Origin of the sequence: Streptococcus pluranimalium, assembly GCF_047785745.1 — a bacterium.
Lineage (GTDB): Bacteria > Bacillota > Bacilli > Lactobacillales > Streptococcaceae > Streptococcus > Streptococcus pluranimalium_B.
In genome coordinates this window covers 13049-28015 of record NZ_JBLOJT010000001.1, presented here as the reverse complement: position 1 = coordinate 28015, position 14967 = coordinate 13049, and the positions used below count along the sequence as shown (strand labels likewise).

Below are 14967 nucleotides of genomic sequence, written 5' to 3'. Positions count from 1 at the left end.
TACTCCTTTACATTTTTAACTTCTTAATTATAGCACATTAAGCTTTGAAACGGGAGGATTTCTATCACAATTTAACGAAAAACCGTTTTCATAACATAGGGTTTTAAGCTATCATCCAAAGCTTGTGATTTTTCAACAAAATATACCTTACTTTGGATTGTTTCACGACTCTCTTGATAGTGAATGACCACTGGAATTTTCCCTGGATGTTCCTTTAAGATCCTAGCAATAACTATATCGTGATCATGGTTTGGAACTTGGATCCAGTATTTCTCAGTACTAGCTATCTCCAATTGGTTCAAGATTAGTTGGATACGGCCGTCACGTTCTTGTGTGCGACCAGTAAAATAATAAATCCCTTCTTCTTTTAACTGGCTTGATAAATGATGATATGTCTCTGGAAACAAGGTTATATCCAGTCGCCTCTCTGTATCAGTTATTCGCACGAAGGCCATTTGTTGACCACTTGATTTTGTCCGAATGATTTTTATGGACTCAATCTGCCCTAAAACAGTAACTGTCTGATTAGCAGACAGATGCTCTATTTTATCCACTGAACGCGACTGATGTAACATGAGCTCTTTCAACGGATGCGGACTTATACCAATACCTAATATTGCTACTTCTTGACGATACTTCTCAGCGTTAGAGTAATCTGTCTCTTCTATCCAATTATAGGAAGATTCTGCAAAGAGGCTTCCCAGTTCCTGTACAAATAAAAGTAAGTTTTCCAAGTTCAATTCGATTTTACGCCGATTTTTCTCAAACTGATCAAATAAACCAACTTGTATCAAAGGAAGTACCAAATCAGTTTTTTGAAAATTCTCTGGTAATCGGGTTAAGAAATCTTCTACCCCTTGGAAGGGTCTACTTTCGATAATCCAATAAGCTAATTCTCTAGGTAAGCCTTTGATATTCTTTAACCCCAGATAAATCTGTCCGTTTGATATTTTATCTTTATATGGAATATGATTTATGGATAATTTAGAAAGGGTAAAGCCGGAAGTTAAAGCATCACTTAGATAATCAGAACTTGAGTAATTAAGCATGACATCGTAAAAAACAGACGGATAATGTGCTTTGAAAAAGGCCAATTGGAAGGCTAAGGCTGAGTAGGCAAAGGCGTGACTTCTGTTAAAACCATAACCAGCAAACTTAGCCATCATTTCAAATAAACGTTTAGCTGTTTCAGGATTTCTGCCCAATTCTTTAGCTCCTGATAAAAAATCAGCTTCCATCGTCTGCATTTCAGCACGATTCTTCTTTGACATGGCACGGCGAAGTATGTCTGCTTTTCCAAGTGTAAAGCCAGAAAATACCTGAGCAATTTGCATAACCTGCTCTTGATACAACATAATCCCAAACGTTGGCACTAAAATAGGTGCTACCACTGGATCTATCAAGTCAACAGTTTCTTTACCGTATTTCCGAGCAATGAAATTATCAATGTAATCACTCGCACCTGGTCGGTTCAAACTTGTCGTTGCAACAACTTCTTCAAAACGTTCGGGTTTAATACGTTTTAACAGATTTATGGCTCCTGCTTGTTCAAATTGAAAAATCCCTTTGGTTCGGCCAGATGCAAAGAGTTTCAGGGTTTCTGGATCTTCTAAGTCAATCTCTTCAATAACAACATCTTTCCCTAACTCAGAAGCTACTGTTTCCTTCATCTTTTGAACAAAAGTCAGATTCCGTAAACCTAGGAAATCCATCTTTAAAAGACCGTTAGCTTCAACAGCACCAGCATCATACTGGGTAATCATCATCTCTTCACCTGATTTTAAAGGAATATGATCTGTCAGTAAATCATCACTCATCACAACACCCGCCGCATGAATTGAGGTTTGACGGGGCTTTCCTTCAATCCTTTTGGCTATCTCAAAAGCTCTTTGGTACTCAGGTTTGCTATTGATAATCTGACGGAAAGACATGTTCTTCTCATAAACACTGGTCAAATTATCACGAAATGAAATTTTCTTAGTGATATTGGTGAGTTCATACTCTGCTGCGCCGAAGCGTTTAAAAACATCACGAATAGCCTGTTTGGCACCAAAAGTTGAAAAGGTGACTATCTGTGCAGCGTGATCAGAACCATAACGATCACGAACATAGTGCAGAAACTCACTGCGATAAATATCAGGCAAGTCAATATCAATATCTGGCATACTATAACGTTCAGCATTTAAAAAACGTTCGAATAGCAAGTCATTTTTAACAGGATCAATTCCAGTTATAGAAAGCGCATAAGCCACTAAGCTACCCACTGCAGAACCACGTCCCATGCCCATGTAGTAACCTTGCTGACGCCCAAATGATAACAAATCCCAAACGATCAAGAAATAATCATCAAATCCCATATCATGGATGATCTTTAGTTCTTTTTCTAGTCTTTCTTGGTAGATAGCATCTGTTAACCCTTTCTCTTTAAGACCGGCAAAGGTTCTCTCTCTTAACTCGAGATGTGCTTCTTTATCACGGTTAAATCTCGGTAATTTTAAATTCGTATCAAACGTATAGGAGATGCCTTTTGTAATTTTTGCTAATTCTGCTATAATTCCAGGAAATCGATTGTCAAAGGCTTCTGCCATTTGCTTTGCATCTGGTAAAATAGATGTTTTTTGATTGACCCCAACCTCTTTTAAAGGAAGGTTCTCCTTTATAGCTTCAAGCATTTGAAGGGTGTCTTTATCTTCAAGATCAAAAGCAGTTACTTGATAAAGAGGGAGAATTGGTTTCATAAATGTTTGAACTGGTGTCTCCAAATCAACACCAATCGTAAATGGAACAGGAAACTCTAAAGTATCAATTCCCTCATAATAAGGAATGATCGTCAATATATCCTCAAAATAAGCCAATAAACTATCTAGTTGGCGATTGCCTGACATAACTTCCGTTGATAGTTTCATCAAGTTTCGATAACCTTGTGAATTGAGTGCAACTAAACGACAATCTATTTGACGATTCTGATAAAGCAAATAGGTTGAAAGGCCAACAATTGCTTGAATACCCGCTAATTGAGATTGTTTCACAAAATGATAGGCAGCATATAAATTATCCCTATCCATAATCCCTAAACTTGAATAACCAAGTTCTTTTCCTCGGGAAATATAAGTATCTATATCTATGAGACTCTCCATAAAACTATAGACAGTCTTTGTTTCTAATGGTATAAACATATACTTCTCCCCAAAATCTTACCAATCATTAACCTTAAAAAAGAACCCCTTTACCATCTCTGATAAAGGGGACATTATGGAGCCGGTGGGAGTCGAACCCACGTCCAAACACCTGCCATCATATTCGTCTACAACTATAGGTTATGCTTTTATTTAACTTAGTATCGACGCATAACTCAACCCTATACTAAGCGAGTCTATCAATCTCTTTTTAAGTAGCTAGACAATACTTAAACGTAGCTTGCTAAAATAAGACTTGACTCGAAACACAAGCAATTCCAAGCAAGTCACACCCGCTGGTTTTTAGGCAGCTAAAGCGTAAGAAGTGTTATTTTTTGCAGTTATATTTAACTGACGTTTTACATCCGCACGATGAGTCGCAGAATATGCCACATAATGCCTGTCGAATCCGTAACGACCCCAAACAAAAGTGATAATAATAGTATATCAAATGTGATTTCAAATAGCAAAAAAAAGTCCGTTATGGTATGATTAAGCTATGGAAATGAAATATAGCAAGCGCTACCGATTATGGCAAAAAATAATCCGATTTATTGGCTTTCTTGGTCTGATTGCTACAGGTATCTTGATCCTCTGGCTTTATCATATCGGCATATTAAATGATACAAATGTTTTAAAAGCTGTTATTCAAAAACATGATCTTATCGGTCCCCTCATTTTTATCATCATCCAAATTATTCAAGTTGTCTTCCCAGTTATCCCTGGAGGATTAACGACTGTTGTAGGCTTTTGGGTTTTTGGCTGGTGGCAAGGATTTATCTACAACTACATTGGTATAATTACCGGGAGTATTATTTTATTCCTACTCGTTAAACGCTTTGGCAGGAAATTTATTCTTCTTTTCCTGAAGGAAGATACTTTTTTTAAGTATGAACAAAAACTAGAAAGTAAACATTTTGAAAATCTTTTTATTTTAAGCATGGTTGCTCCAGTTTCCCCTGCGGATATCATGGTAATGGTCACTGCTCTCACTAATATGAGCTTAAAACGATTCATTACCGTAATTCTTATCGCCAAACCTTTTTCAATTATTGGTTACAGTGCACTATGGATATACGGCGGAGATTGGGCTAAAAAATTTTTATAAAATATCCGCAACTTTTCGAATTTGGGGATATTTTTTCTACTTAATAAGCTGCTGATTCGCTAATAGATATGCTATAATACTCATAGACAATCAAAAAGGAAGCATTATGAATTTTAAAAAACTTTTACCAATAACTACTATTACATTATCACTTATCAGTCTTTCAGCCTGCTCATCAAACAAAAATACCAAGCCGCAAGCTAATAAGGAAGCATTAACGACTCTTCAATCTAAAACAGAACCTCAACAAGATCCTCAAGTCCGCTTAAAATTCAATGATATTAAAACTGCTACCGCTACTGATGACTTTAAAGGTGGAACTCCTCTTGAACAAATAAAAGCTTTGTATGGTGAGCCAAAGTCCCATACAACAAAACCTGCAGGAGATGTTACCCTTGATGTCTATACTTGGGATATTGAGGGGGTGATAATCAGTGCACAGTTGTTTGAAGATAGCACTATTGCTCGAGCTATCTCAAATTTTGCTTTCGACCGAAAACAAACTGTTACCAAAAAAATTTACGATGAAAAATTACCTAATGATTTAACATTCACAGAGGTAACTGAAATTATTGGACAACCCGATGTTATGTCCCAAGCCGTTTCTTCAGATGGAGAACAGTTACAAGCCTTGTGGTCTAGTAATTTAAAAGGAAAAGATAACACAAGACAAATAGAATTAATTTTCAAAAATGGTAAGCTTAGTGAAAAATCACAAAAAGGTCTAGAATAAAAGGTTGGAGTATTATGTACTGACCCCAAAAAGTTGGACAAATCATTATTGCAAGGATTTAGTTCTGTATTGGACAGGACTAAGTCCTTTTAGTTTTGCTTTAATGCGTTTGTTGTTGTCGTAAAAAATATAATCTATAATAGCTTCTTCAAGCTCGTCAAGGGATTGATAAGATGTCTCGAGTCCATAAAACATTTCAGATTTGAGAATGCCAAAGAAAGATTCCATCATCCCATTATCTGGACTATTTCTCTTGCGAGACAGAGTGAAATCAATAATCTCACTGTTATAGCCGTCAAGAACAGGTGATAAGTAGAGTTTCCCTTCAGGTAAGGCAAACTCCGTCACATCGGTATAACACTTCTCGTAAGGCTTAGAACCCTCGAATTGACGTTTGATCAGATTATCAGCTTTCTTACCAACTTCACCTTTGTAAGAAGAATACTTGCGCTTACGACGAATGCGGGCTGCTAGGCCCATGACTTTCATGAGACGTTGAACTTTCTTATGATTGACCACAAATCCACGATTTCTGAGTTCTAAATAAATCCGACGATAGCCGTAATTACCTTTATGTTCATTATAAATGGCTTGAATTTCAGTCTTAATTGCTTTGTTCTTGTCGGGTTTATCCAGTTGCTTGACTTGATAATAATAGGTGGAGCGAGGCATTTTAGCTGTCGCAAGTAGGAGGTCTAGTCGGAATCCTTCTTGGACCATGTCTCTAATTGTTTCTGCCGTTCGCGCGCTAGAGCTTCGTCCCTTAAACGAAGTTCTCTCAACTTTTTTAGGAAGGCCACCTCAGTTCGGAGACGTTCATTTTCCTTTTGAAGGCGCTCTAATTCCGTCATTTCATCCCAGGTTTTATTGCGTTTACGTCCCATCTTGCTCGGTCTCCCTCTTGGTTTTTCAAGAATAGTATAACCGTTTTTCTTGTATTGCGCTATCCAATTTGGAAGTATTCCTCGATTTGGCAAGGCATAGTCAAGAGAAACTGAGAGTTGAGAATAACCATGAATCAAGACTTTATCGATTATTTCCTGCTTTAATTCGGGAGAATAATACCGATTGTTACCTTTTTCAACGATTTCTACTCCATACCGATCCATTAACCGAATCATATAATTTAAGTTAGAAATGGCTACCTTGTACTCTTGTTTTATTCGAGACCACGACACACCATCTTTTTTTAGTTGATAGATTTCTAATTTATCGTCATAACTTAACTTCATAAGAAAAGTCCCCCAATCGTTAGATTTTGTGTCTAACTTTTGGGGGACTTTTCATTATGAAGGAGATTAAGTATATTCTATCCACCTTGAGGGAATCGAACCCCCATCTCAAGAACCGGAATCTTACGTGATATCCATTACACTAAAGGTGGAAAACTTGGGTCATTACAAACAAGACCCAGGATAATAAAAAGCCTGCTAAGCAAGCCTTTTATCTTTTAATTACAATTCAATGTCACCAAAGAGGTCAGCCATTGAGAATCCAGTTTGAGTTTCTGGTAACTCATAATCACGTTTAGCTTCACGTTTTGGACGACGAGGACGTGATTGACGTTTTTCACCGTTGTTATTTTCACCTTCAGCTTGTGCTGGACGCTCTTCCAGAGCTTTAATTGAAAGTGATACACGTTCTGCTGAAGAGTCAACTTCAAGAACTTTAACAGTAACATCTTGACCTACTGAAAGAACATCTTTTGGATTTTCAACACGTTTGTGTGAAATTTGTGAAATGTGAACAAGTCCATCAATACCTGGAAGAACTTCTACAAAGGCACCAAAGTCTGTAAGACGTTTAACTTTACCTTCAATAACATCACCTTTAGCCAATTTTTGGTCAACGCCATCCCATGGCCCAGGTGTTGTAGCTTTAAGTGAAAGTGATACACGTCCAGCCTCTTCATCGATAGAAAGAACTTTAACTTCTACTTCATCACCAACTGAAACAACTGATTTAGGTGATACATTACGTTCGTGTGATAATTCAGTTACGTGAACAAGTCCGTCAACACCACCAAGATCGATGAAAGCACCAAAACTTGTTAAACGAGCAACTTTACCAGTTACTACTGAACCCTCTTCAATTTTTGAGAAGATTTCTTTACGTGCTTCTGCAGCTTCTGCTTCAACAACGTCACGACGTGACAAGATAAAACGATTTTCTGCTGGATCAACTTCTTTGATTTTTGCATCAAATTCTTGACCTACAAATTGTTCAGTGTTGCGAACAAAACGAGTATCGATCATTGAAGCTGGAATAAATCCACGAAGACCTTCAAATTCTACTGAAAGGCCACCTTTAACGGCACGAGTACCTTTAACAGTTACAACTTCATCTTCACGTCCAACAAGTTTGTCCCAAGCTTTGCGAGCTTCCAAGCGTTTTTTAGATACTAGGAAAGTTACTGTGTCAGTGTCTTTACCTACTACTTGACGAAGAACAAGTACTTCAAGTGTTTCGCCAGCTTTAACAAGTTCGTTAATATCTGCATCGCGGTCGTTTGTCAATTCACGAAGAGTAAGAACGGCTTCAACACCAGTACCTTCGATGACAAGGTTTGCTTGATCGTTATCAACTGTTAAAACTTCTGCAGTGACAACGTCACCAGGGTTAACTTCGCTAACACTGTTTAGCAAATCTTCAAATTCATTCATTCTAAAAAATCCTCCAACAAAAATCAGCCTATTCTGATTTTTGATACCAATATATTTTCTCAAGGTAACTCGCAAGGGCGCAACTGATCGCTAAGACAATTAGGCTTTGCCACATACCATGACTGGGGTAGCTGGATTCGAACCAACGCATGAGGGAGTCAAAGTCCCTTGCCTTACCGCTTGGCTATACCCCAAAAAATGGAGAGAGAGGGATTCGAACCCCCGAACCCGAAGGAGCGGATTTACAGTCCGCCGCGTTTAGCCACTTCGCTATCTCTCCAAACGACAAAAACTATTCTATCATAGTTTTTGTTAAGCTGCAAGAGGTTTAACAATTTTTAATGGTTTAAATTATAATTAGCGATCACTTCTTGGACCGCTTCGTCCAATGTTTTGTGAAATGTAGTCACCGTTTCTTTATAAACAATAGCAAAACGATTATCCAATTCAGCAATTTCACCAATCACTTTTTTACCTGCCTGTAACTGGTATCCGTCTACTTTTTGCTTGTTTAGCACTACTTGTGCGTCGCTAACTTGAATTTCAATTTTTTTTTCTTTTTTGCTCATTTCAATTACAGAGTCGTTTTAAACTTTAGAAGTAAAAACAACATCCTTTCCTTATCTTACTAGAAAGTATTTTACCGAAAAACAAAAGAGCTTGCAAGAGTGCAAGCTCTTTCTTATAAATCTATTTTGACAACCCATCCTTCTGGCGCTTCAACATCACCAAATTGAATGCCAACAAGTTCATCATACAATTGACGTGTTACTGGACCGACCTCAGTTTCACTGTAAAAGACATGAAGCTTATCTTGATACTGAATCCCACCGATTGGGGAAATAACCGCTGCCGTTCCACAAGCTCCTGCTTCTACAAAGCGGTCTAACTGATCAATTGGAACGTCACCTTCAATTGCTTTCATACCCAGACGTGTCTCAGCCAGTTCTAATAACGAATATTTCGTAATTGATGGCAAAATTGATGGGCTCAATGGTGTTACAAACTCGTTATCTGCAGTGATACCAAAGAAATTTGCTGCTCCAACTTCCTCAATTTTTGAATGAGTGGCAGGATCGAGGTAGATAACATCAGAAAAACCTGCTGCTTTGGCTTTCTTTCCTGGGAGAAGACTGGCAGCATAGTTACCGCCGACTTTAGCAGCTCCTGTCCCATAAGGGGCTGCACGATCAAAATCTTTTGAGACAATGAAGTTAGTTGGAGTAAGACCACCCTTAAAATATGACCCAACTGGCATAGCAAATACAGTGAAAATATATTCATCAGCAGGATGAACACCAATTACATCACCTACACCAATTAATAAAGGACGTATATACAGTGTTCCACCTGTTCCATAAGGAGGGACATACTCATGATTTGCTCTTACCACATCTTTACAAGCCTCAACAAACTTATCAGTAGGTACTTGTGGCATTAGTAGCCGATCTGCAGTGTTTTGCAAGCGTTCTGCATTTTTATCTGGTCGAAAGAGTTGAATACTACCATCTTTTGTACGATAGGCTTTTAAGCCTTCAAAAGCTTGTTGTCCATAATGAAGAGCCGGTGAACTTTCTGAAATGGTTAGTGTCGCATTCTCCGTTAACTCTCCTTCATCCCACTTACCATCTTTAAAATGTGAAACATAACGGTAAGGTAATTTGTGATACGAAAATCCAAGATTTTCCCAGTCTAGTTCTACTACCATAAGCGACCTCTTTTCTTTAAAAGCTGTTGACTAGTATAGCTCATTTTTTTTAAGTTTTCAATAGTTTTTTGCAAAATTCTGATAATTTTTACAATAAGAAAAGAGTTCGGTCAATTGAGCTGCGTCTCAATCCTTAGATTTAGTATCTAAATTTTTGGAGCAGTACGTTTGGCAAACTCTTTTATCTATTTGTTAAATGACTACTAATTATCCGCTTCAAATGTCAATTTAAAGTATCTTTGCTGAAAAAACACCTTGATCTGAAATCATATCAGACACAAATGAGCCATTGCTTGTTCTTTCTGAAAGTGGCAAGACTGCCAAATCCATTTCAACTTTTTCTCCAGTATTTGAAATAATCTCTAGAGTAACTCGTTTTGTTTCAATCGGCTCTGTGAAGAGGTCTATTTCTCCTCCGAAATTACCGTCTGAAGCATAAACAGGTCCTGCTTGGAAGACACGGTGTGGTTTTGATTTTAATTCCCGAAGGACTTGTAATCCGCGACCGGCACGTTTGCTGAGTGGAATATCAGCTGTCTTCATACGCTTGAGGCTTCCTCTCTGAGTAAGGAGATAGAAACTTAATGTATTGATCAAGAAGACATTTAGGATATCATCATCATCTTTAAGGTTAATAGCCTTAACTCCTGCTGCCTTAGGACCAACAACTGGTACTTCTTCCACACTAAAATGCAAAGCATAGCCCTTATGCGTGATAACCATAATGTCTTCTAGGTTAATCGGCGTGACTGTCACGACTTGATCGGTGTCACTTTTTAGCTTAGCAAATTTAACCGATTTCGTTCGATAAGTACGCCATGGCGATAATTCTTTTCGTTCGAGGCGTTTAATTTGCCCTTTTTGAGTAGCAGCCATATAAATACCAGATTCAAAATCATCTAGAATTTCAGCATAGATCACTTCTTCATCATTACTGATATTAGTAATATTTTGAGAAAGATGCTCTCCGATGTCCTTCCAACGGATATCTGTTAATTCATGGACAGGTCGATAAATGACATTCCCTTTGTTGGTGAAAATCAATAGGTGTTGAGTTGTTTTAGCCTGGGTATGGAAAATGAGTTCATCATCATCACGTTTACCTAGCTCTTCTATTGTTGAAGCATTGAAAGAGCGGGGGCTAGTTCGCTTGATGTAACCACCACGTGTAACACTAACAAAGGTTTCTTCTTCAACAATCAGACTAGCCGTATCAATTTCAATAGCAACAGCTTCTGCTTCGAGGTCCGAGCGACGTGGATTACCAAATTGTTTTTTAATGTCACGTAACTCACGCTTCATAACATTATACATGGTTCTTTCATCACCGATGATTGCTGCTAAGGTAGCAATTAGCTCACGCAATTCGGCTTCCTCATTTTGCAAGGTCACAATGTCCGTGTTGGTCAGACGATAAAGTTGCAAGGTCACAATGGCTTCTGCCTGTTCTTCAGAAAATTCGTAGGATACTTTGAGATTTTCTTTGGCATCAGACTTGTTTTCTGAAGCACGGATAAGGGCAATCACGTCATCTAAAATAGATATAACACGTATTAGTCCTTCTACAATATGAAGGCGTTTTTCCGCTTTTTCCTTATCAAACTTAGAACGAGCAACGATGACATCACGACGATGGGCAATGTAGCTGGACAAGATTTTTTTGAGACCAACTTGTTTGGGTGTGTAGTTGTCAATGGCTACCATATTGAAATTATAATTAACCTGCAAATCGGTATATTTGAAGAGGTAATTCAAGATGGTTTGAGTATCGGCATCTTTTTTGAGTTCAATAGCAATGCGCAAACCCTCACGGTCAGACTCATCACGAACTTCAGAAATACCAGGTACTTTATTATTGACACGGACGTCATCAATTTTCTTGACCAAAACTGCCTTATTGATTTCGTAAGGAATTTCAGTAATAATGATTTGTTCTTTACCGCCACGAAGGGTTTCAATTTCCGTACGTGAACGAACAACGACACGTCCTTTACCCGTCTCATAGGCCTTGCGAATGTCATCCTTACCTTGGATAATGGCTCCCGTTGGAAAATCAGGTCCAGGGAGAAATGCCATCAATTTATCCAATTTAGCCGATGGGTGGTCAATCATATAAACCACAGCATCAATAACTTCTGATAAGTTATGAGGTGGAATATCGGTGGCATAACCAGCTGAAATACCTGTTGCCCCATTGACCAAGAGGTTTGGAAAGGCAGCTGGTAGGACGGTCGGTTCTTTTTCAGTATCGTCAAAGTTCCATGCCCAAGGGACTGTTTTTTTCTCGATATCACGCAGAAGATGACCAGCTATTTCCGATAGTCTAGCTTCTGTATAACGCATTGCCGCAGGAGGGTCACCATCCATAGAACCGTTATTTCCGTGCATTTCAACTAAAATTTCACGGTTTTTCCAATCCTGAGACATACGGACCATGGCATCATAAATAGAACTATCCCCGTGTGGATGATAATTCCCCATGATATTACCGACAGACTTTGCCGATTTACGAAACCCCTTATCAAAGGTATTGACATCCTTATTCATGGAATAAAGAATACGTCGTTGGACGGGTTTCAAACCATCACGAATATCCGGTAAGGCACGTTCTTGAATGATGTATTTGGAGTAGCGACCAAAGCGCTCTCCCATAATGTCCTCAAGGGACATGTTTTGAATATTGCTCATAAATTAAGATACAAAGCCCCTTAAAAAGGCACAGTCAAAAAAGGAAATCGGCAGAAAATCCTGATTTTCTAAACGATTTATCTTCTTGACACAGCCTTCAGGGCGTGTTCAGTTAGAAAGACTAACTAACAGTCCTTTCTTGTTTCTTCGTATGTAAAGGAATATTCCTTTGTTATTTTGGTTTCTTGGCACTTTCATCAAAAGTGGCTAAATTGACTCATCTGTAAGTGATTCAGAAGAGCCTTATCGTCCATTTCAATGAGAAAGACAGCATCTGTCCACAACTAAAATAAACTATTTAGTCAGCTGCTGTTTCTTCCGCTCTTTCTGCCACTGACGGTAGTCTTCAACATCTTTATTAGCTAACTTCCAGCAAGTCGCTACAACAAGAGCGTCATCCATTTGACCTAATACTGGAATCCAGTCTGGAATAACGTCAATTGGAGATAGGAAATAGATAAGAGCACTAACGATGGCTAACATGGTTCTTCTAGGAACACGAGTGTAATCCTTTTTCCAATAGCTACGAACCATACTGATTAAGATAGGAATCATTTTGAGTTCTTGACGAACAAAAGGAATCCATTTTAGTTTCTTTTCTAGTTTTTCAAGAAAAGGTTCCATTTTAGCATCATCTCTTAATAGGGCATCAGCCTTCTGATAACGGCTTTGCAATTCTTCAAGTGCTTGTTGTTTATTAAATGATTTGTTTAGTTTCATCATATCACCTCTTATTCTATTTCTTTTGTCACTCAGTTTAGTTAAAATACTGTACTTTCTTCCAAAGTAAACTTGACATTGTCTTCAATCCATTGGCGACGTGGAGCAGCCTTGTCTCCCATAAGAACTGAGACACGACGTTCAGCACGTGCCAAATCATCAATGGTGACCTTGATAAGAGTACGTGTTTCGGGATTCATAGTAGTTTCCCAAAGCTGGTCAGCATTCATTTCACCAAGACCTTTATAACGTTGCAAGAGCGAACCTTTACCAAATTTTTGACGCAGTTCTTCAAGTTCGCCATCACTCCACGCATACTCTACCACTTCTTTTTTACCTTTACCTTTAGACATCTTATAGAGCGGAGGAAGAGCGATAAAGACATGCCCTGCTTCTACTAACGGTCTCATATAACGATAAAAGAAGGTCAAAAGAAGTGTTTGAATGTGGGCACCATCAGTATCGGCATCGGTCATGATGATAATTTTATCATAGTTGATATCATCCAAGCTAAAATCAGCCCCCACACCTGCACCAATCGTATGAATCATAGTATTGATTTCCTCGTTTTTGAGGATATCAGTCATTTTAGCTTTTTCAGTATTCAAGACCTTACCACGAAGCGGCAAAATAGCTTGGAATTTTCGGTCACGTCCCTGTTTGGCAGAACCGCCGGCTGAATCCCCTTCGACGAGATACAGTTCATTTTTCTTAGCATTTTTAGACTGTGCTGGAGTCAATTTACCTGATAGAAGCCCCTTGTCCTTCTTGTTCTTTTTGCCATTGCGGCTTTCATCACGCGCTTTTCGAGCTGCTTCACGGGCGTCCCTAGCACGGATGGCTTTACGAATAAGGTTTGAGGCTACTTCGCCATTCTCCAGAAGAAAATAAGTCAACTTTTCAGAGACAATCCCATCAACGACTGGTCGAGCTAAAGGTGAACCAAGCTTGTCCTTAGTTTGCCCTTCAAACTGAAGGTGTTCTTCAGGAACTAGGATGGACAATACTGCCGATAGTCCTTCACGATAATCAGACCCTTCTAAGTTTTTATCCTTTTCTTTTAGTAATCCTGTTTTACGGGCATAGTCATTCATCGCTTTGGTAATAGCTGACTTTAGTCCTGTCTCATGTGTTCCACCGTCTTTAGTGCGGACATTATTGACAAAAGAAAGGATGTTATCTGAAAAACCATCGTTGTACTGCATGGCAATAGCCACTTGGAAATCCTGATCCCTTCCTTCAATAGAGATAATCGGTGTCAAGGTTTCCTTGTCTTCATTGAGGTAGGCAACAAAATCCTCTACACCGTTTTCGTAATGGAACTCTTCGTGAATCTCTTCTTCTGGACGAAGATCAGTAAGAGTCATTGTCACATTCTTTAAGAGAAAGGCAGACTCTTTGAGGCGATCTGAGATGGTATTAAATCGAAAATCTGTCGTTGAAAAGATGCTAGCATCTGGCATAAAGGTAACGGTTGTCCCTGTCTTAGACTTGGGAGCCGTGCCAATTTTTTTCAAGGTTGTGACTGGCTTACCACCATTTTCAAAACGTTGTTTATAAACAGCTCCATCACGGGTAATTTCAACTTCGAGCCAAGAAGAAAGGGCATTGACGACGGAAGAGCCAACCCCGTGTAGCCCACCTGATGTTTTATAGCCACCTTGACCAAACTTACCACCGGCATGGAGAACCGTGAAAATAACTTGAACGGTTGGAATCCCCATGGCGTGTTTCCCTGTTGGCATACCGCGACCATTATCCGCAACACTAACGGAACCATTTTTGTTCAGTGTTACTGAAATTTTTTCCCCGAATCCTGAGAGAGCTTCGTCGACAGCATTATCAACGATTTCCCAAACCAAGTGATGGAGACCTGTCGCATCGGTCGACCCGATATACATACCAGGACGTTTACGAACCGCATCCAACCCTTCTAAAACTTGAATGGCGTCATCGCCGTAATTGTTTATATTAATTTCTTTTTTAGCCAAAATAGCCTCCAAATAGTTTCATCTTTCCTATATTACAAGTTTTCTAAAAAATTTGCAAAAAAATTTAAGATATTCTTTTTAAAATGGCATATGGGGAAAATTATTTGCAATGCTGATGTTACTTTATCCCCCCTCCAAGACTTAATGAATGATGCCAAGAAAACGAAGCTCGTTCTAATC

Annotated in this window: 9 protein-coding genes, 3 tRNA genes, 1 other RNA gene and 1 pseudogene; 2 read left to right on the top strand and 12 right to left on the bottom strand. The window is 38.8% G+C overall.

The features are described from left to right. Positions 1–71 precede the first annotated feature (71 nt). Both ACMZ6U_RS00155 and ssrA read right to left on the bottom strand, forming a co-directional pair. Positions 72–3176: a DNA polymerase III subunit alpha gene (locus tag ACMZ6U_RS00155; protein ID WP_416105699.1), complete on the bottom strand. Its 3105-nt coding sequence runs from the start codon at positions 3174–3176 to the stop codon at positions 72–74. 74 nt (positions 3177–3250) lie between these two features. Then, positions 3251–3598: a transfer-messenger RNA gene (gene ssrA / locus ACMZ6U_RS00150) on the bottom strand. 77 nt (positions 3599–3675) lie between these two features. On the opposite strand from ssrA, the gene ACMZ6U_RS00145 reads away from it, so the two are divergent. Continuing rightward, entirely contained in the window at positions 3676–4284 is a 609-nt protein-coding gene (locus tag ACMZ6U_RS00145; protein ID WP_416105698.1) for a TVP38/TMEM64 family protein, read from the top strand. 106 nt (positions 4285–4390) lie between these two features. Further along, positions 4391–5017 (top strand): DUF3862 domain-containing protein, encoded by a 627-nt coding sequence (locus ACMZ6U_RS00140; RefSeq protein ID WP_416105697.1) that lies wholly within the window; start codon positions 4391–4393, stop codon positions 5015–5017. A 45-nt stretch (positions 5018–5062) separates the two neighbouring features. Here ACMZ6U_RS00140 and ACMZ6U_RS00135 read toward each other — a convergent pair. The 10 genes and pseudogenes from ACMZ6U_RS00135 to parE form a co-directional block, all read right to left on the bottom strand. Continuing rightward, positions 5063–6249: pseudogene (locus tag ACMZ6U_RS00135) on the bottom strand (IS3 family transposase). Positions 6250–6329: 80 nt separating this feature from the next. After that, positions 6330–6401, bottom strand: a tRNA-Arg gene (locus ACMZ6U_RS00130). 70 nt (positions 6402–6471) lie between these two features. Next, complete coding sequence (gene rpsA / locus ACMZ6U_RS00125) at positions 6472–7680, bottom strand: 30S ribosomal protein S1 (protein WP_160544019.1); 1209 nt, start codon at positions 7678–7680, stop codon at positions 6472–6474. Positions 7681–7802: 122 nt separating this feature from the next. Then, positions 7803–7874: transfer RNA gene (locus tag ACMZ6U_RS00120), tRNA-Gln, on the bottom strand. Positions 7875–7879: 5 nt separating this feature from the next. Further along, positions 7880–7960: transfer RNA gene (locus tag ACMZ6U_RS00115), tRNA-Tyr, on the bottom strand. A gap of 58 nt (positions 7961–8018) precedes the next feature. After that, positions 8019–8249, bottom strand: coding sequence for a DUF2969 domain-containing protein (locus ACMZ6U_RS00110; RefSeq protein ID WP_416105696.1), 231 nt, complete (start codon positions 8247–8249; stop codon positions 8019–8021). 113 nt (positions 8250–8362) lie between these two features. Next, entirely contained in the window at positions 8363–9388 is a 1026-nt protein-coding gene (locus tag ACMZ6U_RS00105; protein WP_416105695.1) for a branched-chain amino acid aminotransferase, read from the bottom strand. A gap of 228 nt (positions 9389–9616) precedes the next feature. Next, positions 9617–12076 (bottom strand): DNA topoisomerase IV subunit A, encoded by a 2460-nt coding sequence (gene parC, locus ACMZ6U_RS00100; protein WP_416105694.1) that lies wholly within the window; start codon positions 12074–12076, stop codon positions 9617–9619. A gap of 294 nt (positions 12077–12370) precedes the next feature. After that, positions 12371–12799: a YkvA family protein gene (locus ACMZ6U_RS00095; RefSeq protein ID WP_416105693.1), complete on the bottom strand. Its 429-nt coding sequence runs from the start codon at positions 12797–12799 to the stop codon at positions 12371–12373. Between the two features lie 38 nt (positions 12800–12837). Next, positions 12838–14787, bottom strand: coding sequence for a DNA topoisomerase IV subunit B (gene parE / locus ACMZ6U_RS00090; protein ID WP_416105692.1), 1950 nt, complete (start codon positions 14785–14787; stop codon positions 12838–12840). Positions 14788–14967: the final 180 nt, after the last annotated feature.